This window comes from Streptomyces sp. JH14 (assembly GCF_029428675.1).
Classification (GTDB): domain Bacteria; phylum Actinomycetota; class Actinomycetes; order Streptomycetales; family Streptomycetaceae; genus Streptomyces.
On record NZ_JAJNEL010000001.1, the window covers coordinates 2,340,296 to 2,359,778 of the forward strand.

Sequence of the window (19,483 nt, forward strand, 5' to 3'; positions counted from 1 at the left end):
GGTGCACCATCCGGCCGTCCGACTACAGGTGTGTCGGCGCAAACATCCTCAGCAGTGCCGGGAGCACGACCACCGAAGGGCCGGGCTCCGCGAACGACTTCGCCAGGTCGTCGGCGAGCTTCTCGGGCGTCGTACGGACCGCCGGGACGCCGAACGACTCGGCGAGGGCGACGAAGTCCGGGCGGGACAGTTCCGTCGCCGTGGCCTCGCCGAACGCGTCCGTCATGTACTCGCGCAGGATGCCGTAGCCGCCGTCGTCGACGATCAGCCAGGTGACCGGCAGGTCGTACTGGCGGGCGGTGGCCAGCTCCGCGATCGAGTACATCGCGCCGCCGTCGCCGGAGACCGCCAGGACCGGCTTCGTGCGGTCGGCCGCCGCCGCGCCGAGCGCCGCCGGGAAGCCGTAGCCGAGGCCGCCCGCGCCCTGCGCCGAGTGCATGGTGTTGGGGTGGCGGGCGTCGAACGCGGACCAGGCCCAGTAGGAGAGGATCGTCATGTCCCAGAAGCTGGGGGACGTGTCGGGCAGCGCCTCACGCACCGAGGCGACGAGCTGCTGCTCCAGGGTGAGGTCCTGACCGTCGATCCGGTCGCGGACGGCTTCGAGCACCGTACGGACGCGGTCCGGGGCCGACGGGTCCTCGCGGCGGTCGACCGCTTCGAGGAGGTCGGAGAGGGCCTCGCGGGCGTCGGCGTGGATGCCGAGCGCGGGGTGGTTGGACTCCAGCTTCCCGGCGTCCGCCTCGATCTGGACGACCCGGCCGCGCGGGCTGAACGTGTGGTAATTCGAGGAGAGTTCACCCAGTCCGGAGCCGACGACGAGCAGAACGTCCGCCGCTTCGAGGAAGTCCGTCGTGTGGCGGTCCTCCAGCCAGGACTGGAGCGAGAGCGGGTGCTCCCAGGGGAAGGCCCCCTTGCCGCCGAACGTGGTGACGACCGGGGCGTCGATCTTCTCCGCGAGGGCGAGCAGCTTGCCGGACGCGTCGGAGCGTACGACTCCGCCTCCCGCGATGATCGCCGGGCGCTCGGCGTTCGCCAGCAGGTGGGCTGCGACGGCGGTCAGTTCGGGCCGGGCCTGCAGGGGCTTCGGCGTGGCGTCCATCGCGGTGACGACCGGCAGGGTGGTCTCGGCGAGGAGCACGTCCTGCGGGATCTCGATCCAGACCGGGCCGTGCGGGGCCGTCAGCGCGGACTCCCAGGCGGCGGCGATCGCGGAGGGGATCTGCGACGCCGTACGGACGGTGTGGACGGACTTCACGACGTCGCGGAACGACGCCTTCTGGTCCCGGAGTTCATGCAGGTAGCCGTGGCGGCCGCCGCCCAGTCCCGCGGTCGGGATCTGGCTGGAGATGGCGAGCACGGGCGCCGAGGCGGCCGCCGCCTCCTGGAGCGCGGCGAGGGAGGTGAGGGCCCCCGGGCCGGTGGAGAGCAGCAGCGGCGCCACTTCGCCGGTGATCCGGCCGTAGGCGTCGGCGGCGAAGCCCGCGTTGTTCTCGACGCGCAGGCCGACGTACGAGAGGGAGGAGCGGCGCAGCGCGTCGAACATGCCGAGCGCGTGCTGCCCGGGCAGGCCGAAGACGGTGGTCGCGCCGAGGCCCTGGAGCGTCTCGACGACGAGGTCGCCGCCGTTGCGTCCGGCGGGCGGGTTCAGGGCGGCCGCGATCTGCTCGGGGGTGAGCTGCGGGCGCTCGTCGTGGTGGTCGTGGCTCACTTGCCCTGGGTTCCCTTCGCCGCCGCGATCTGGCGGGACATGATCGTCGTCAGCTCGTACGCGGTGTGGGAGGCCGCGACGGAGGTGATCTCCGCGTGGTCGTACGCGGGGGCGACCTCGACCAGGTCGGCGGAGACCAGGTTGCAGGAGGACAGCCCGCGGACGATCTCGAGGAGCTCGCGGGAGGTGAGGCCGCCGGCCTCGGGGGTGCCGGTGCCGGGCGCGTGGGCCGGGTCCAGGACGTCGATGTCGATGGAGATGTACAGCGGGCGGTCGCCGATGCGCTGGCGCAGCTGGTCGGCGACCTCGTCGACGCCGCGGCGCATGACGTCGGCGGAGGTGACGATGCCGAAGCCCAGCTTGGCGTCGTCGTCGAGGTCCTGCTTGCCGTACAGCGGGCCGCGGGTACCGACGTGGGAGAGCGCGGACGTGTCGAGGATGCCCTCCTCGACGGCGCGGCGGAACGGCGTGCCGTGGGTGTACTCGGCACCGAAGTAGGTGTCCCACGTGTCGAGGTGGGCGTCGAAGTGGAGCAGGGCGACGGGGCCGTGCTTCTTCGCGACGGAGCGCAGCAGGGGCAGCGCGATGGTGTGGTCGCCGCCGAGCGTCATCATGCGGGCGCCGGTGCCGAGGAGGTCGTCGGCCGCGGCCTCGATCGTCTCGACGGCCTCGTTGATGTTGAACGGGTTGGCGGCGATGTCACCGGCGTCGGCGACCTGCGCGAGGGCGAACGGCGAGGCGTCCTGCGCCGGGTTGTACGGGCGCAGGAGGCGCGACGCCTCACGGATGGCGTTGCCGCCGAAGCGGGCGCCGGGGCGGTACGAGACCCCCGTGTCGAAGGGCACGCCGACGACGGCGACATCGGCGGTGCCGACCTCATCGAGGCGGGGCAGCCGCGCGAACGTCGCGGGACCGGCGTACCGCGGGACGCGGGAGGAGTCGACGGGGCCGCGCGGCGTTTCGTTGCTGCTCATGTGGGTGCCTTCCTGAGGAGGTGGTGCACGCTTTGTGGGCGTTCATTCGTTGTTCAAGTGTGCGGGGTGCCCCCCGCAACGGGTTCCGTCCCCAACCGCCGGACGGGCTCGATGTGCCCGTCCGGCGATTGAGGACGAGTGGCTGCTAGACGGTGACCGATTCCGCGGCCGGCGTCCCGTCCGCGTCGGCGCCCTTGCCCGCGAGCCGCTCGCGCCAGGCGATCAGGACCGCGGCGTCGGTCGGCTTCGTCGCCAGGGACACGATCACATACACCGCGAGCGAGGCCAGCAGTCCGTAGTAGACCGGTTCGTTGGCGAGGATTCCGTACGTCGCCATCAGGCCGATGACCGCAACGCCGCCCACCGACACGGCGGCCAGTGCGCCGGCTGCCGTGCCGCGGCGCCACAGCAGACCGCCGAGGATCGGTACGAGCAGTCCGCCGACGAGCAGGTTGTACGCGACGGTCAGGGCCTCGACGACGTTGTTGAGCGCGATGGCGATGGCGATGACGGCCACGCCCATGATGAGGATGAAGATGCGGTTGCCCTTCACCTCGTCGTGCTCCTCGCCGCCGCTCCGGGTCACCACGCCCCGCAGCCGCGACCAGATGTCGTTGTTGGCGACGGTGGCGCAGGCGATCAGTGCACCGGACGAGGTCGACATCACCGCGGCGAGCGCGGCGGCCAGCACCAGTCCTCGTACGCCCACCGGCAGTTCGTCCTTGACGATGGTCGCGAAGGCGGAGTCCGCGCTGGGCAGCTTCGGGTACATGACCTTGGCCGCGGTGCCGATGACGGCCCCGGCGAGCGCGTAGACCAGGCAGTACGTACCGGCGACGGTGCCGCCCCAGCGCGCCGTCCGGTCGGTGCGCGCGGTGAACACGCGCTGCCAGATGTCCTGGCCGATCAGCATGCCGAAGGTGTAGATCAGCACGTAGGTGAAGATCGTCTCGCCGCCGATGCCCAGCGGGTCGAAGTACTCGGTGGGCAGCTTCGCCTTCATCTCGCTGAAACCGCCGGCCTTGATGACCGCGATCGGCAGGAGCAGGAGCAGCACACCGATCGTCTTGACGACGAACTGCACCATGTCCGTGAGCGTGATCGACCACATGCCGCCAAGCGCCGAGTACGCGACGACGATGGCGCCGCCGAGGATGATCGCGACGGTCCGGTTCATGTCGAAGAGGACGTCGAAGATGGTGGCGTACGCGATGGTCGAGGTGACCGCGAGCATCAGCGTGTACGCCCACATGACGACGCCGGAGATGAGGCCGGCCCGTCCGCCGTAGCGCAGGTCGAGCATCTCGGAGACGGTGTAGACCTTCAGCCGGGCGATGCGCGCCGAGAAGAAGATGGACAGGGCGAGCAGTCCGAGGCCGATGGTGAAGACCATCCAGGCGCCGGAGAGTCCGTACTGGTAGCCGAGGCCGACGCCACCGATGGTGGAGGCGCCGCCGAGGACGATCGCGGCCATGGTCCCGGAGTACATCCAGGGGCCGAGGCGGCGGCCCGCCACCAGGAATTCGCTCTTGGACTTGGCGCGGCGCATGCCCCACCAGCCCATGGCGAGCATGCCCGCCAGATAGACGACGATCACCGCGTAGTCGACAGCCATGGGCTTCCTCCGTCTCAGTCACATTGCGGGTCATTGCGGGGTTGTGTGTTTCGTGAAGACGGTAGGTGGCCCACAGGCGGCGCTGAAGTGTACTTTTTATCCATCCTTACCGCAGTCAATGGATGGATCGTCCATGCCGGACACTCCCACCGGGCCCTCCGCCCCCACTCCCTCCACTCCCCCCACCCCGCCCATCCCGCTCACCGAGCTGCTCGCCCGCGAGGAGCTCGGGCTGCGCCTGCTCGCGGGTCCGGCCCAGGCCGATCTGCTGTGGGTGCACACCTCGGAGATGGCCGACCCGTACCCGTATCTCCTCGGCGGTGAGCTGCTGCTGAGCGCCGGGGTGCTGCTCAAGGAGCCGGACACCTATGTCGCCCGGCTGGTGGAGGCGGGCGCGGCCGCGCTCGGTTTCGGGGTCACGCCGGTGCACGACGCGGTGCCGCAGGCGCTGATCGAGGCGTGCGAGCGGCATGGACTGCCCCTGGTGGAGGTGCCGCCGGCGACCCCGTTCACAGCGATCGCACGGGCGGTGTGGCGGCTGATGGCGGAGGCCCGGCACCGGGAACTGCGCCGGGTGACACGCGCCCAGCAGGCCCTGGCCACGGCGGCCGCCCGGCCGGATCCGGTACCGGCCGTGCTGCATCAGCTGGCCGTGCAGCTGACGGGCCGGGCGGCGCTGCTCTCCGCGGCCGGCGAGGAGCTGCACGCGGCAGGCCGCCGCCCGGCGCCCGAGGTACGGGCAGCCCTGGCCCGGCTGACCCGCGTCGTCTCCCCCACCACCGCCGCCGCCTCCCCCGCCCCCACGTCGGCGACCGACACCCTCGGCGACACGCACCTCTTCGCATACGCGCTCGGCGGCGGACAAGGGCTCGTCCTGACCCTGACGACGGGGCGGCGCGAGGCGGGCGACCACACGGTCGCCGGGATCGCCGTCGTCCTCCTCTCCCTGCTGGCCGCCCCGCACCAGGGCGCCGATGCCGCGGGCCGGTCGGCGGCGCTGGTCCGGCTGCTGCTCGGCGCGGGCCCGGCGGACGTCGCCCCGCTGCTCGGCGGCGCCGAGCACTGGACGCTGGTGCACGCGCGCCGCAGCGGCGGGGGCGGCCCGGTCGACCCGCTCACCGCCGGGGCGCTGGGCGCCGCCCTCGGGTCGGCGCTGGTCGACGCGGGCCGGGGCGGCGACGCCGTCAAGGTCCTGGTCCCGGGCGACGACCGGATCACCCCGCAGCCCGGCTGGACGCTCGGCACCTCCGCCCCCGCCCCGATCACCGCACTGGACCTCGCCGACGACCAGGCGTCCCGCGCACTCGGCCGCGCCGTGGCCACCCGCACCCCGCTGGCCCACCACCGCACCGGCAGCGGCCTGGCCGCACTGATCCCGCCCGCCGAGGCGGAGGCGCACGCCCGCGCGCTGCTCGCCCCTCTCACCGCCACGCTCGCCGAGACCCTGCGCTGCTGGCTGAGTCTGCACGGCAGCTGGGACCGCACGGCGACGGCCCTCCAGGTGCACCGCAACACGGTCCGCCAGCGGATCGCCCGCTGCGCGACGCTGCTGGACGCGGACCTGGACGACATGGACGTACGGACGGAGCTGTGGTTCGCGCTACGGCGGCTGTGAGCACGGGCCGCGAACGACTGTGAGCACGGGCTGCGAACGGCTGTGAGCACGGCCCTGAGCATCGCCGGGAGCGAGCCGTAAGCACCGGCGGGAGCACGGACCGTGAGCGCCGCTGCGCGCGCGGGCCCGCCCGGCTGTGATGTCGGCGACCACGGGCCGTCGACTCTGGACAGCCCTGGTGACCGCCGGGTAACTTTTGATCCAGAACTGAGCAAGCGCTTAGCCAGCAGCCTGGCCGATGCTCGCCCGAAGCTGATCGCAGCCCGACAGAGGAGGCACCCCCGTGCGCCGTACGGTATTCAACGAGGACCACGAGGCGTTCCGGGAGACCATCCGCGCCTTCATCGCGGCCGAGGTCGTCCCCGTCTACGACGAGTGGTTCGCTGCCGGCCAGGCGCCGCGCGAGTTCTACCACAAGCTCGGCGAGCTGGGCGTCTTCGGCATCGAGGTGGACGAAGAGTACGGCGGCGCCGGCATCGACTCGCACAAGTACGAGGCCGTCATCTACGAGGAGACCGCCCGCGCCGGTGTCTCCTTCGGCGGCTCGGGGGTGCACACCCTGCTCGGCCTGCCGTACATCAAGATGCTCGCCACCGACGAGCAGAAGAAGCGCTGGCTGCCGAAGTTCACCTCCGGCGAGGAGATGTGGGCCCTCGCGATGACCGAGCCGGGCACCGGCTCCGACGTCGCGGGCATGAAGACCACCGCCAAGCTCTCCGAGGACGGCACGCACTACGTCCTCAACGGCGCCAAGACGTTCATCACCGGTGGTGTGCACGCCGACCGCGTGATCGTGTGCGCCCGTACGTCCGCTCCCCGCGAGGACGACCGCCGCTTCGGCATCTCCCTGTTCGCCGTGGACACCAAGTCGGCGGGCTACTCCGTCGGCCGCAAGCTGGACAAGCTCGGCCTGAAGGTCTCCGACACCGCCGAGCTGGCCTTCGTCGACGTGCAGGTCCCCGTGGACGACCTGCTCGGCGAGGAGAACAAGGGCTTCGGCTACCTCGGTACCAACCTGGCGTCCGAGCGCTGGGGCATAGCCTTCGGCGCGTACGCACAGGCCGCTGCCGCCGTCCGGTTCGCCAAGAGCTACGTGCAGGACCGCACGGTCTTCGGCAAGACCGTCGCCTCGTTCCAGAACACCAAGTTCGAGCTGGCCGCCTGCCAGGCCGAGGTGGACGCGGCCCAGGCCGTCGCCGACCGCGCGCTGGAGGCCCTCGACGCCGGCGAGCTGACCGCCGCCGAGGCCGCCTCCGCGAAGCTGTTCTGCACCGAGGTCGCGCACCGGGTGATCGACCGCTGCCTCCAGCTGCACGGCGGCTACGGCTTCATGAACGAGTACCCGATCGCCCGCCTCTACGCGGACAACCGCGTCAACCGCATCTACGGCGGCACCAGCGAGGTAATGAAGTCGATCATCGCCAAGTCCATGGGCCTGTAGAGCGGTTACGTTCTCTCCATGAGCGCAGCACTTGAATCCCTGCTCGATCTGCTCGACCTGGAGCAGATCGAGCAGGACATCTTCCGGGGTACGAGCCGTTCGGCGGTCGTGCCCCGGGTCTTCGGCGGACAGGTCGCGGCCCAGGCGCTCGTCGCCGCCGGCCGCACCGTCCCCGCGGACCGCACAGCCCATTCCCTGCATTCCTACTTCCTGCGGATGGGCGACCCGGGCGCACCGATCGTCTACAGCGTCGACCGGATCCGCGACGGCCGCTCCTTCACCACCCGCCGCGTGGTGGCCGTCCAGCACGGGCAGCCGATCTTCCATCTCTCGGCGTCGTTCCAGACGTACGAGGAGGGCCTGGAGCACCAGGCGGACATGCCGCCCGCCCCGGACCCGGAGACCCTGCCCACGGCGGAGCAGATGCTGCCGCGGTACGCGGACGCGTTCGTCGACCCGGGTGTCATGGACCGGCTGCTGGAGGCGCGGGCCGCGGTCGACCTGCGCTATGTCGACGCCCCGCCGTTCGCCCACGTCGGCACGCCGCAGGAGCCTCGCTCCCAGGTGTGGTTCCGCACCAACGGCAAGCTCGCGGACGACCCGCTGCTGCACGTCTGCATGGCGACGTACGTCTCCGACATGACGCTGCTCGACTCGGTGCTGCTCGCGCACGGGCGCGGCGGCTGGGCGGTCGGCGACGTGGTGGGCGCGAGCCTGGACCACGCCATGTGGTTCCACCGGCCGTTCCGGGCCGACGAATGGCTGCTGTACGACCAGGAGTCGCCGTCCGCGTCCGGCGGGCGCGGGCTCGGCCAGGCCCGCATCTACACGCAGGACGGCCGGCTGGCGATCACCGTCATCCAGGAAGGCGTGGTCCGGGTCCCGAGGAAGGACTGAACAGGCCACGGTCCGGCCGTTCGGACATACTCCCCACCATGAACGCCGAGAGCAGCACCAGCAGCAGCGCGACCAATGGGGGGTCCGCGTTCACGGTCGTCGTCGCGGCGGTCGCCAACCTCGGCATCGCCGTGGCGAAGGCGGTCGCGGGGCTGATCAGCGGATCGAGCGCCATGCTGTCCGAGGCGGCGCACTCGGTCGCCGACACCGTCACCGAGGTCCTGCTGCTCACCGCGCTCAAACGCAGCGAGAAGCCCGCCGACGAGGAACATCCGCTGGGTCACGGCCCCGAGCGCTACATCTGGGCGCTGCTCGCCTCGGTCGCCACGTTCGTCGGCGGCGCGGTGTTCGCCTTCTACGACGGCATCCACACCCTCGTCCGGGGCGAGGAACTCGGCGACCCGCTGGTCTCGTACCTCGTGCTGGCCGTCGCCTTCCTCCTCGAGAGCGTCTCCCTGCGCACGGGCCTGCGACAGATCCGCGCCGAGGCCGCCCGTCTGGGCGCACCCACCACCCACTATCTGCGCCACACCTCCGACACCGCGGTCAAGGCGGTCGTGATGGAGGACTCGGCCGCCCTGGTCGGCCTGCTGCTCGCCGCGGGCGGCCTGCTCGGCGGCCAACTGTCCGGCTCCGGCGTCTGGGACGGCATCGCGTCGATCCTGATCGGCGTGCTGCTGGTGTACGTGGCCTGGGTCCTCGGCCGCTCCAACGCCCAACTGCTGATCGGCCGACCGCTGCCGGAGGAGATGCGGGCCGGGGTCCGCGAGGAAATCCTCTCCGTACCGCACATCATCGAGGTCATGGAGCTGACCACCCTGATCCAGGGACCGACGGAGGTCCTCGTCGCCGCGAAGGTCGACTTCCGGGACGCGTCGACCGCGGAACAGATCGAGTGGGCCTGCGAGGAGGCGGAGGAACAGTTGCGGGAACGCTATCCGTCGATCCGCCGGGTGTACCTGGACCCGACGCCGGGGCTGGGACAGCGGCGACGGACGGACAGTCCGGGGGCGGGCTCGGCCTGACCGCGCCGGCGCCCTCGGCTCCCGGGCGGACATGCGTCCGGCCCGGGCCGCAAGGTGGTCCCGGACGTGGGGGGGTGCCCCTATGTCTTTGGTCAAGGTGGTCGGGTGGCACTCTGCCTGTCATGAGCGATGAAGCGTGTGTGGAAGAGCAGGTCGGTGAGGGTATGCGGCCGTGCGTCTTTTGTAATCACCCTGTCGTGATCGACTCGCTCGACGAATGGGACTGCCCTGTGTGCGGCGACGCTGGTGAGGGTCAGGCAGCTGTGGCTGGCCGGGATTCGTAGAAGGTTCCGTCTCGGAGCATGGCGAAGAGGACGTCGGCTCGTCGTCTGGCGAGGCAGAGCAGTGCCTGGGTGTGGTGCTTCCCTTGAGCGATCTTCTTGTCGTAGTAGGCCCGGGAGGCCGGGTCGGCCAGGGAAGCGAACGCGGAGAGGAAGAAGGCCCGTTTGAGCTGCTTGTTTCCCCTGCGGGAGGGCTGTTCGCCGCGGATCGAGGACCCCGAGCTCCGGGTCGCGGGGGCGAGTCCCGCGTAGGCGGCGAGGTGGCCGGCGGTCGGGAAGGTCCTGCCGTCGCCGACCTCGATCAGGATGCGGGCTCCGGTCCTGACTCCAACTCCCGGCATGGACGTCAGGACCTTCGAAAGAGGGTGGGCCTCCAAGAGTTCATCGATCCGCCCGGCCAGCAGTTTCCGCTGGTCAAGGACGGCGGCCAAAGACCCAGCGAGGCTCGGAACGATCAGCGCAGCCGCCTCGGTGCCCGGAACGACGACGGTCTGCTCGTCCAGTGCGGCAAAGATGTCCTCGACCAGCCGCTCGGCCATCCTCGGGGCCTTCGGCCGCAACAGGGTGACCAGACGTCGCCGTCCCGCCTTGAGAATCTGAGCTGGTGACCCGAACCGTTCCAGCAGCGTGAGGACGGCCGGGTGCTGCAACCGCGGCCCCAGCACCCGCTCCAGCGACGGATGGATCTGGGTCAGCAGGCCGTGGAGCCGGTTCGCGACCCGGGTCGCTTCGCCGGCCAGGTCGTCGTCGAACCCGACGATCATCTCCAGCTCGGCGATCGTCTCGTCCTCGCCGTTGATGGCCCGCAGCGTGTGAGGCATCGCCCGGGACGCGTCCGCGATGATGAACGCGTCCCTCGCGTCCGTCTTGGCCTCGCCCGGGTAGAGGTCGGCGATCCGCCGCATCGTCAGGCCCGGAAGATAGGCGACCGGGCAGCCCATGTCCCTCGCAACGGCCAGTGGCAGGGCGCCGATCGAGGCCGGCTGATCGACCACGACCAGCACCGTTCCGTGCTTGGCCTGCAGCTTCGCGAACAGCTCGCGGAGTTTCGGCTCGGTGTTGGGCAGCCGTTTGTCGAAGGCTTTCTTCCCGGTCGGGGTGACGGCGGTGGCGTGGTGTTCGCCCTTGCCGACGTCCAGGCCGAGGAAGACGTCGATGGTGCTGGTGTCGATCACGTGCAGGCCCCTCCATCACGCTTTCGTCCGGCCTTGCCTCGGCACCGAGCTGCCACATCCACGTTACGGAGAGCTCTTCCGGCCTGGGTGAAGCCGGTGCTCAAGCCCCTCATCAGCGGTCCGTCGATGCCTCCGGGCCCGGTGACACCACCCCCCGGATCATCAACAACAAGGGGGGGAAGTCATGCCGGACCCGAAGGCCGGAGGCCCCATTGCGGAGCCACGAAAAAGGTAACGGGGGGGTGGTCCGGGCAGTACACCCTCGCTCGGACCGTGGTCACGGGGTCCGTGCGGGACGGAGGAGACCGGCTCTCACCCGGCGGTTGCTCGCATCTCCGGGACCGCGCGCGAAGGCCGCCGATCAGACGTACGCCTCAGCCCAGCCCGGCGGCATCCAGCAGATAGTCCGTCATCGGGTCGTAGAACCGCGGGTCCAGCACATGGTCGTCCAGTGGCACGACCACCTGCAGGGTGCCCTCCGCCTCCCCGAGGAAGAGCGCCGGGTCATTGCTGTCCGCGTACCCGACCGAGTCGAGCCCCCGCTGCCCGGCACATCCCGCCCACCCGTGATCGGCGACGACCAGATCCGGCAGCGGCCGCCCCGCACGCTCCAGGCCGTCCAGGATCGCCGCCATCGGCGCCGGTGAATGCGTGTGCCACAGCGTCGCCCCGCGCTCCATCACGGCCACATCGGCGAACTGGAAGACCATGCCCTCGTCCGCCATCAGCCCGGACGGAATCCGTACGATCTCGCACCCGGCGGCCCGCAACGCGTCCGCGGTCTGCCGGTGCACGTCCAGCAGACCGCCCGGATGCCCGGTCGCGAACAGCACCCGCTCCGACCCCGCAGCCGCCTTGCGCAGCCGGGCCGCCATCCGCTCCAGCGCGTCGACCGTCAGCTCGGGGTCGATGGTGTCCTGCCCGTGCCGGTGCTCCGGATCGTCACTGACCCCGCATCTCTCGGCCATCACCGCGAGCACATCCTGCTCGTCGGCCCACCGGTCGCCGAGCTCCAGCCCCAGCCAGTAGTGGCGGTCGCCGTTGGCGAGCTTGCGGTAGTGGGAGAGGTTGTTGTCGCGGGGGGTGGCGACATTTCCGGCGATACGCGTACGGACGAGGTGGTCGACGAGGGCGGCACGGCTGGGTATCGGCATGAACCCATTGTGCCGTCAGGTGTGCGCAGTGTGCCGAGTGTCTTGCACGGCGGACGGGCGGGGACGGTGCGGCGCGGAGCGACACCCGGGATCCGCGGACGCCGCACCTCGTCACCGAGGACGCAGGGGCGGCTGTCCCTGCGTCACTCCACTGCCGTGACCACCGCCAACGCCGCCTCGCGCACGTCGGGGTGGGGGTGACACCGCAGGGCCCGGAGGCGGACGCGCCATTCAGGCGCCCATCCGGTGCGGGAGCCCAGCGCCCGGGTGACGGCGACGGCGAACAGACCGCCTGCACAGCCGGAGTTCGCCGTCAGCCGCTCGGCCGCGAACAGCAGCACGAGCGGGTCGCCGGGGCACCGGGCGGCGCCGAGCCGGTTGCGGATGGTCTCCGCGGTACGGGCGGCCAGAAGAGGGCGGCCGGTATGAAGGTCGTCCAGGCGGTCCAGTGCGGCAAGCAACTGCGCCGGTTCCGCGTCGAGGTCGAGGGCGCCGGCGAACAGCTGAACGCTCTGCGGCAGGAAGTCGGCTGTTGCGCCGAGAAATTCGGATGCACGCAGAGCCGCAGCGCGGGGCGCCGCTGTGTCGCCCCTCGCCACCGCGGTCGAGAGCCGCGCGACCAGGTAGCCGATCCGCTGCCGGGCAGGGCGGTCCCGCTCTCCCTCTGCGTCCATGTGGCGTGCCAGGGCCTCGGTCTCCGCGGCGATGAGCTGTGCCAGTGCCTCCAGCAGTGGTCCCGCTCCGTCGACCGCCGCGGTCAGCGTCACCAGCCCGTCCGCCGCCGCGCGCCAGGAAGACCGGTTGTCCAGGTCGACGGCGGCCGCCAACAGCAGGCGTTCGGCCTCGGGGTACCACGCTGACCAGCGCACGAGCAGAGCCGTCGCGGCATCGGCGGTCTCCGCGTCGCCGCTGCCCGACACCCGCCCCACCAGTTGCGCATACCGGGGCCGGTCCCCGGCCTGGAGCTGGTACGGCTGGGTGCGCAGGACTGCGGCCTGGGTGACCGGCGGGCCCTCGGCGGCCCGTTCCAGCAGGCTCCAAGCCGCTACCGAGTGCAGCAGTCCCGCGGCCATGGGCACACAAGCCGCCTGCACGTCGCGGTGCTGCCCGGGAAGGTCATACACCTCGGCGAGTATCGCGACGGCGGTATCGACGGGCAGCCGGGAGGCTGCCAGCCGTACGAGTTCCTTGCGGCTCGTGACCTTGGCTGCCGGGGCGGTTGCTCCGGCGGTGCGGAGCAGCGCGGCACGCAGAGCCGCCTCGAGCTCGGACGGCGCGACGAACCTGGTCACCCGGGTGGCCGCGTAGAGCGCGACCCTGGCCCGGTCGTCCGCAGCATGGGCGACCAGCAGCGGCAGCGCTTCGGCCGGGCAGTCGGCCCACGCCAGTGCCCCGAGGGCGGCCTCGGCGAGGACGGTGTCCGGGGAGTCGAGGTAGCGGCGCACGGCGCGGAAGCCGAGCTCGGGTATGGCAACCATGGTGCGGATGTGTCCGGCTCTCACGTGCTTGGGCAGGGAGGCATCCCCCGCCGCCCTGTTCAGCAGGCGGGCTGCAGCGGCCTGCTGGTGGGGCAGCCAGTTGTGGACAGCATCGATGGGCGGCAGCCAGCGAGCCCCCGGTGTCAGGAAGCGCCCGTACGGTGGCGAGTCGGCGAGGACGGTGTCGAGCAGGTCCGTACGACGGCGCGTCAGCACGCGCAGTACGGGGTCCAGCACGGCAGCCGACGGTTCGATCTGCATCACCTGAACGGCCCGTTCGTCCCGGGTCGAAGGTTCGTCGAGCCAGAGATCCACGGCCCGGGACACGGTCGCATTGTCACCGAACTGGATCGCCTGCCAGAGGAGTTCCTGGAGTTCGGGCATGTGGCGGGAGCGGCGCCGGAGGGCGCGGGCCAGGGCGAAGGTCAGCGAGTGGTCGACCTTGTCCGCCCCTGCTTCGAGCCACGGACGGAGCGCCTCGAAGACCTGGAACTCCTGTCCCCGGCGCAGGGTGACGTCGAGGCGGCCCAGGTCGGCACCGCCGGTGCTCCCGCAGAGTTTCTGCAGGGTGGACAACGCCCAGCCCAACAGCAGCCGTTCGCCGCTCACCGCGTGGTCCCGAAGCAGCGCGAGCGCCAGTGTGCCCAGGGCCTGCCGGGTCCGCCCGGAGCTGTCACGTGCCTCGATGGCATCGGTCGCGATGCGATCGAGCAGGGTGGCGTCCGCATCGGTGAAGAGCCCGGGAGGGGTCTCGGCGAGTGCGGCGAGGGCAGGCGACCGGACAGGCTCCTGCTCGTTGCGGAGCCGCTGGAGGTCGTCGAGCAGTTCCGATACGGCGGCCGCCTCGCGGGATCTGGCTGCGTTGCGGACCAGCAGCGGGTACGCAAGTGCCCGGTCCTCCGCTGCCGGACGGCGGGTGGCGGCAAGCAGCTGCGGTCGGGCCTCGGCAACGGGCAGATACGCGACGGCAGCCAGCACGGTGGCCCAGGGCGCACCGCGTTCGGCGGCCTGTGCAGTCATCCGCCGCGCCTCGGACTGCGCGCGCAGGCGGGGCAGCGCGTCGAGAAGGCTGTCGCTGAGGCTGGTGCGGCTGAGGTCCTGGCCAGTGGTGACGGAGTCGTAGAAGGCGTTGCGCCGGGACGGCGGCAGCGCGCGGAGCAGCGCCGTGAGGGACTCCGGAATGTGACTCCAGGCTCGGCCGAGGTCGATCAGCTCCGGCGGGTCGAGCAGGACGACACGCTTCAGGGCCGTGCCGGACACCGGGCTTCGCGGCGGCCCGACAACGCGCTCCGGTGCCGTGAGCAGACGGATCGTACGTCCCGGCGCGGCCTTCAGCAGATGTCCCAGGCTGTTGCGCACGGGTCCGGGCAGGTGCCCCGGGCAGTGCGCTTCCAGCAGGTCCAGGACACGCAGCGGGCGGGCTTCGGCGGTGGCCGCGAAGACATCCGCGTTGCGGTACCACCACGGCGCGCGCGACTGCTCGGGCAGTTCGGCGAGCTGGCGCGCGACCTCGTCGAGCACCAGGTCGGGGTAGCGGCGGCCGAGGGCCCGCCAGCGGGTCACGGCCAGGAAGAGTCCCGGCAGCAGCCGCTCCACAGCATCGGGACCGCACCCCGGCAGCAGCCGTGCGGCCTCTTCGTCGCCCCACAGTTCCCGTACGGACGGCAGCAGTCGCTCCGCGAGGGCGGTCCGCCCACCGGCCACGACGACGGTGGCGAGCTGTCGGCGCACAGCTTGCGGGGCCCCGTCCATCGCCGCTTCGAGGGCGGTGTCATTGATGGGCATCCGGAGGGAGGACTTCAGCGCGTGGCCGCGGACCATGGCATCGGGGTCCGCGAGCCGGGCCTCCAGGAACTCTGTGTCCCCTCCGATGGCTGCCGCTCGAACGGCAAGCCTGCGCCCGTGCACCCCGCGTGTGTCCAACTCGTCGAGCAGCGAACGAAACCGCCCCTCGCCGCCGCCGTTCTGGGCCGCGGTCCGAGTCCACGTCGCGAGCGCGCGCATTTGGGCGGGGTGAGCGAGCGGGTCGAGCCCGGCATAGAGGCGGTCGACGGCTGCGCGAGGATCTGCGGGCTCCATGGACATGGCTGCCATTCTGGTACGGGCACCCTCTCGGCTCGTACAGGTTTTCGCACGCCTCGCCCACACCACCCACAGCCGAAACCGTCACCCGCATCACACCGGACCAGATCGGGAAAAGGCTCAGGCAGTGGGTCGCCTCCACCGATGCCGACGGCCGGGACCACGTCCCGTGGATCGAGCTTCATGCGCCGCACCGGATCGCGACTGTCGCGACCCGGTGCGCCACGATCCGGCCGGCCGCGACGTGGTCCGCCCCGACGTCACAATTGATTCTTCGCACCCAGCACCTGGAGCGCTCCGCCTGACCGCTCCGCACGAACGGACCATGCGGCAACGGTCGCGGGCCGGACGCAGGTGCGGCCGCCGGGAACCCGGCAGCCGCCGAGCGGTGTCCCTCATGCCGGAGACCCCGGCCCGATTCCGACGGGCCGGGGCCTCCATGAGGCGGTGTCACCACCCGGGGCGGCCTTCGATCACCAGGAAGCTGCCCACGACGCCATCGTTGTTGAACAGGCTGCTGTTGCCGGAGCCGGTCACGACGCCGTGGCCCGTGCTGTAGGGACCGACGGTGGCGACGGGGGACCCGTTGTCACAGGTGGCCCCGCGGAAGACCTCGACGGTCTTCCAGCTGTCGTTGCTGACGCTGAAGCTGCTGGAACCCAGACCACTGGCCGCGGTGATGCAGCCCTCCGCGTAGGCGGAGTACGTACGGTCATTGAACTGGATGGTTCCGCGCCTGCCATAGCCGCCGTCACCGCCCCCGCCATAGCCGCCCCGGCCGCCGCCACCGCCATAGCCGCCGCCACCGCCGTAGCCGCCACCCCCGCCATAGCCGCCGTCATCGCCGCCGTAGCCGCCACCCCCGCCATAGCCGCCGTCGTCACCGCCGTAGCCGCCGCCATCGCCCCGGTCGTCACCGCCGCCATTGCCGCCCTGGCCCCCGTCGTTTCCCCTTCCGCTGTCTTCGGCGGGGGGAGCCGCGGCAGGGGCGGCCGGTTTGGCGGGCGCGGCGGCTTTCGGTGCGTGCGGGGCGGCCCGTTCGACGGAGGGGCGGGCCGCGTGGGTGGACGTGTCCGATCCCGAGTTCGAGGCGTAGGTGATGCCGGTGGCGGCGAGGGCCGCGGCGCCCACCACTGCGGCGGTCACGGCGAAGGTGCGCGTGCTCATATCGTTTCTCCCAGGTGCAGAAGGCGCCGGCCGGGCAGCCGATCTGGGATGAACGTACTTATGAGCCTATTAGCTGTCATATCGGGCATGGCTAAGGTGTGACGCCAGACGGCCGACCGGGTGTACGCACGGCACCCGCCGTCCTCCGCTTCCCGATCTGATATCTCATCAAAAAAGTACGATCACAAGCACCTCCGCCATGCGGCTACGCTTTCCGGGCGATTCCCTGACGCCCGCTCACCCCGTCGGCGGCGATCTGCCGGTTCGAGCACGCGGATGGTCACGCAGGGGAGCTCCCCCCTTTCGCCGACGCCCACGCCCACGCCCACGCCGCCACGATGGCGGACCGGCCGGCCTCCGCAACGGCGGCTACGGCGGGGCGGTGGTCACGGCGGCGATGACGGCGGCTGCGTCCGGCTCCGGCACGGCGCCGGGGCGCCGTCGGACCGACCCGACCCGCTCCGGCCGACCCAGCGCGCACCCGAACGAGCCCGCGCGCCGGCAGCCCTCAGCCGAGGATCCACCGGGGCTTCACACCCGCTCGCCCGCCGCCTCGAACGCTCCCCTCGCCAGCCGGTGCAGCAGCGCGGCCGTGGTCGTGCGGCCGGGGAGGGCGCCGGGGCGGCCGAGGTGCGGGGTCGAGTTGAGCAGGCCGAAGACCGCATGGACGGCGGCGCGGGCCTCACTCTCGGGGAGCAGGGGGTACAGGGCGCGGACCACCTCGACCCACAGTTCCACGTACTGGCGCTGCAGCTGGCGCACCCGCTTGCGGTCGGAGTCCCGGAGGCGGTCCAGCTCGCGGTCGTGCAGGGTGATCAGAGGGCGGTCGTCGAGGGCGAAGTCGATATGGCCCTCGATGAGCGCGTCCAGCAGGGTCTCCGGTGAGCCGTCGCCGGAGGTCGCGTCCTCGGTGACGCGCAGTCGGCCGCCGGCCAGGAGGCGCTCACTGATGCCGACCAGCAGTTCGGCGAGCATCGCGTCCTTGCCGGGGAAGTGGCGGTAGAGCCCGGGGCCGCTGATCCCCACGGCGGCGCCTATCTCGTCGACGCCCACACCGTGGAAGCCGCGCTCGGCGAAGAGGCGGGCAGCCTCCTTGAGGATCTGCTCGCGGCGCGTCGGGGCGTCCGTCCTGGTGGTCATGGATTCGATTCTAGACAGTCGGGTTAGCGAGCGTTAACCTGAAGGAAACGTGTTAACGCTCATTAACCGATTCGGCCGACCGGCCGAGCGGGCAAGGGGGCTCGACGGATGCAGCAGGCACCGGTGCTGGCGAGTGCGGCGGATCCCGCATCTCAGGGCTGGCTGGCCAATGAGGCGGCGCACACCGCACTCGGCGACGAGCTGCGGGCGCGGCTGGCCGCGGCGCGGCTGGGCGGGGGTGAGAAGGCCCGCGCCCGGCATGTGGCGCGCGGCAAGCTCCTGCCCCGGGACCGGGTGGATGCGCTGCTCGACCCGGGCTCGCCCTTCCTGGAGCTGGCGCCGCTGGCGGCCGAGGGGCTGTACGGGGGTGCGGCTCCGGCGGCCGGAGTGATCGCCGGGATCGGCCGGGTCAGTGGCCGCGAGTGCGTGATCGTCGCCAATGACGCCACGGTCAAGGGCGGCACCTACTACCCCATGACGGTGAAGAAGCACCTGCGGGCCCAGGAGGTGGCGCTGGAGAACCGGCTGCCGTGCCTGTATCTGGTCGACTCGGGCGGGGCGTTCCTGCCGATGCAGGACGAGGTCTTTCCCGACCGGGAGCACTTCGGGCGGATCTTCTACAACCAGGCCCGGATGTCGGGCGCCGGGATTCCGCAGGTCGCGGCCGTCCTGGGGTCGTGCACGGCCGGTGGGGCGTACGTCCCCGCAATGAGCGACGAGGCCGTCATCGTGCGGAACCAGGGGACGATCTTCCTCGGTGGTCCGCCGCTGGTGAAAGCCGCGACCGGTGAGGTGGTGACGGCGGAGGAGCTGGGCGGCGGCGAGGTCCACTCCCGCACGTCGGGTGTCACCGACCATCTCGCGGAGGACGACGCGCATGCGCTGCGGATCGTCCGGAACATCGTGGCGACGCTGCCCGCGCGCGGCGCGCTGCCCTGGTCCGTGGAGCCCGTGGAGGAGCCGAAGGTCGACCCTGCCGGGCTGTACGGCGCCGTGCCGGTCGATTCCCGGACGCCCTACGACGTACGGGAAGTGATCGCCCGGGTCGTCGACGGATCGCGGTTCGCGGAGTTCAAGGCGGAGTACGGGACGACGCTGGTGACGGGCTTCGCCCGGATCCACGGGCATCCGGTCGGCATCGTCGCCAACAACGGGATCCTGTTCTCCGAGTCCGCGCAGAAGGGTGCGCACTTCATCGAGCTGTGCGACCAGCGCGGCATTCCGCTCGTCTTCCTGCAGAACATCTCCGGGTTCATGGTGGGGCGCGACTACGAGGCCGGCGGCATCGCCAAGCACGGCGCCAAGATGGTCACGGCCGTCGCCTGCACCCGCGTGCCGAAGCTGACGGTCGTGGTCGGCGGGTCGTACGGGGCGGGCAACTACTCCATGTGCGGGCGGGCCTATTCGCCGCGGTTCCTGTGGATGTGGCCCAACGCCAAGATCTCCGTCATGGGCGGCGAGCAGGCCGCGTCGGTGCTGGCGACGGTCAAGCGCGACCAGCTGGGCGACGGCTGGAGCACCGAGGACGAGGAAGCCTTCAAGGCGCCGATCCGCGAGCAGTACGAGACCCAGGGCAACGCGTACTACGCCACCGCCCGGCTCTGGGACGACGGGGTGATCGACCCGCTGGAGACCCGGCAGGTGCTGGGGCTCGCTCTGACCGCGTGCGCCAACGCCCCGCTTCCCCAGAAGGACCACGCGGCGCCCGGCTTCGGCGTCTTCCGGATGTGA

General features: G+C 71.4%; 13 protein-coding genes. 5 read left to right on the forward strand and 8 right to left on the reverse strand.

Annotated features, from left to right (window positions below; translation table 11 throughout):
- Positions 1-22 precede the first annotated feature (22 nt).
- From LRD69_RS10540 to LRD69_RS10550, 3 genes are all read right to left on the reverse strand, one after another.
- A complete protein-coding gene (locus LRD69_RS10540) occupies positions 23-1,708 on the reverse strand; it encodes a thiamine pyrophosphate-binding protein (protein WP_277326305.1) in 1,686 nt (561 codons plus the stop codon).
- On the reverse strand, positions 1,705-2,682 hold the full coding sequence (speB, locus tag LRD69_RS10545; RefSeq protein ID WP_277326306.1) for an agmatinase: 978 nt from the start codon (positions 2,680-2,682) through the stop codon (positions 1,705-1,707). The genes LRD69_RS10540 and speB overlap by 4 nt, the downstream gene beginning before the upstream one ends.
- A 145-nt stretch (positions 2,683-2,827) precedes the next feature.
- A complete protein-coding gene (locus LRD69_RS10550) occupies positions 2,828-4,297 on the reverse strand; it encodes a sodium:solute symporter (protein WP_277326307.1) in 1,470 nt (489 codons plus the stop codon).
- 133 nt (positions 4,298-4,430) lie between these two features.
- Between LRD69_RS10550 and LRD69_RS10555 the strand changes: the two genes are divergently transcribed.
- From LRD69_RS10555 to LRD69_RS10570, 4 genes are all read left to right on the forward strand, one after another.
- Complete coding sequence (locus LRD69_RS10555; RefSeq protein ID WP_277326308.1) at positions 4,431-5,912, forward strand: PucR family transcriptional regulator; 1,482 nt, start codon at positions 4,431-4,433, stop codon at positions 5,910-5,912.
- Positions 5,913-6,195: 283 nt separating this feature from the next.
- Positions 6,196-7,353, forward strand: coding sequence for an acyl-CoA dehydrogenase family protein (locus LRD69_RS10560; RefSeq protein ID WP_277326309.1), 1,158 nt, complete (start codon positions 6,196-6,198; stop codon positions 7,351-7,353).
- An 18-nt stretch (positions 7,354-7,371) separates the two neighbouring features.
- On the forward strand, positions 7,372-8,250 hold the full coding sequence (gene tesB, locus LRD69_RS10565; protein WP_277326310.1) for an acyl-CoA thioesterase II: 879 nt from the start codon (positions 7,372-7,374) through the stop codon (positions 8,248-8,250).
- 38 nt (positions 8,251-8,288) lie between these two features.
- Positions 8,289-9,275 (forward strand): cation diffusion facilitator family transporter, encoded by a 987-nt coding sequence (locus LRD69_RS10570; RefSeq protein ID WP_277326311.1) that lies wholly within the window; start codon positions 8,289-8,291, stop codon positions 9,273-9,275.
- 253 nt (positions 9,276-9,528) lie between these two features.
- Here the strand turns inward: LRD69_RS10570 and LRD69_RS10575 are convergent, their stop codons facing one another.
- From LRD69_RS10575 to LRD69_RS10595, 5 genes are all read right to left on the reverse strand, one after another.
- Complete coding sequence (locus LRD69_RS10575) at positions 9,529-10,731, reverse strand: IS110 family transposase (RefSeq protein WP_277326312.1); 1,203 nt, start codon at positions 10,729-10,731, stop codon at positions 9,529-9,531.
- Between the two features lie 374 nt (positions 10,732-11,105).
- Positions 11,106-11,885, reverse strand: coding sequence for a phosphatase (locus LRD69_RS10580; RefSeq protein WP_277326313.1), 780 nt, complete (start codon positions 11,883-11,885; stop codon positions 11,106-11,108).
- Positions 11,886-12,028: 143 nt separating this feature from the next.
- Complete coding sequence (locus LRD69_RS10585; protein ID WP_277326315.1) at positions 12,029-15,448, reverse strand: hypothetical protein; 3,420 nt, start codon at positions 15,446-15,448, stop codon at positions 12,029-12,031.
- 447 nt (positions 15,449-15,895) lie between these two features.
- Positions 15,896-16,612, reverse strand: a complete 717-nt coding sequence (locus LRD69_RS10590; RefSeq protein ID WP_277326316.1) for a hypothetical protein — start codon at positions 16,610-16,612, stop codon at positions 15,896-15,898.
- A 531-nt stretch (positions 16,613-17,143) separates the two neighbouring features.
- On the reverse strand, positions 17,144-17,752 hold the full coding sequence (locus LRD69_RS10595) for a TetR/AcrR family transcriptional regulator (protein ID WP_277326317.1): 609 nt from the start codon (positions 17,750-17,752) through the stop codon (positions 17,144-17,146).
- Positions 17,753-17,860: 108 nt separating this feature from the next.
- Between LRD69_RS10595 and LRD69_RS10600 the strand changes: the two genes are divergently transcribed.
- Entirely contained in the window at positions 17,861-19,483 is a 1,623-nt protein-coding gene (locus LRD69_RS10600) for a carboxyl transferase domain-containing protein (protein WP_277326318.1), read from the forward strand.

What these genes read in the sequence shown, in the direction of transcription:
- speB (WP_277326306.1), bottom strand. Translation starts at nt 2,682, where the DNA reads ATGAGCAGCAACGAAACGCCGCGCGGCCCCGTCGACTCCTCCCGCGTC.
- LRD69_RS10550 (WP_277326307.1), bottom strand. Translation starts at nt 4,297, where the DNA reads ATGGCTGTCGACTACGCGGTGATCGTCGTCTATCTGGCGGGCATGCTC.
- LRD69_RS10555 (WP_277326308.1), top strand. Translation starts at nt 4,431, where the DNA reads ATGCCGGACACTCCCACCGGGCCCTCCGCCCCCACTCCCTCCACTCCC.
- tesB (WP_277326310.1), top strand. Translation starts at nt 7,372, where the DNA reads ATGAGCGCAGCACTTGAATCCCTGCTCGATCTGCTCGACCTGGAGCAG.
- LRD69_RS10570 (WP_277326311.1), top strand. Translation starts at nt 8,289, where the DNA reads ATGAACGCCGAGAGCAGCACCAGCAGCAGCGCGACCAATGGGGGGTCC.
- LRD69_RS10580 (WP_277326313.1), bottom strand. Translation starts at nt 11,885, where the DNA reads ATGCCGATACCCAGCCGTGCCGCCCTCGTCGACCACCTCGTCCGTACG.
- LRD69_RS10585 (WP_277326315.1), bottom strand. Translation starts at nt 15,448, where the DNA reads ATGTCCATGGAGCCCGCAGATCCTCGCGCAGCCGTCGACCGCCTCTAT.
- LRD69_RS10590 (WP_277326316.1), bottom strand. Translation starts at nt 16,612, where the DNA reads ATGAGCACGCGCACCTTCGCCGTGACCGCCGCAGTGGTGGGCGCCGCG.
- LRD69_RS10595 (WP_277326317.1), bottom strand. Translation starts at nt 17,752, where the DNA reads ATGACCACCAGGACGGACGCCCCGACGCGCCGCGAGCAGATCCTCAAG.
- LRD69_RS10600 (WP_277326318.1), top strand. Translation starts at nt 17,861, where the DNA reads ATGCAGCAGGCACCGGTGCTGGCGAGTGCGGCGGATCCCGCATCTCAG.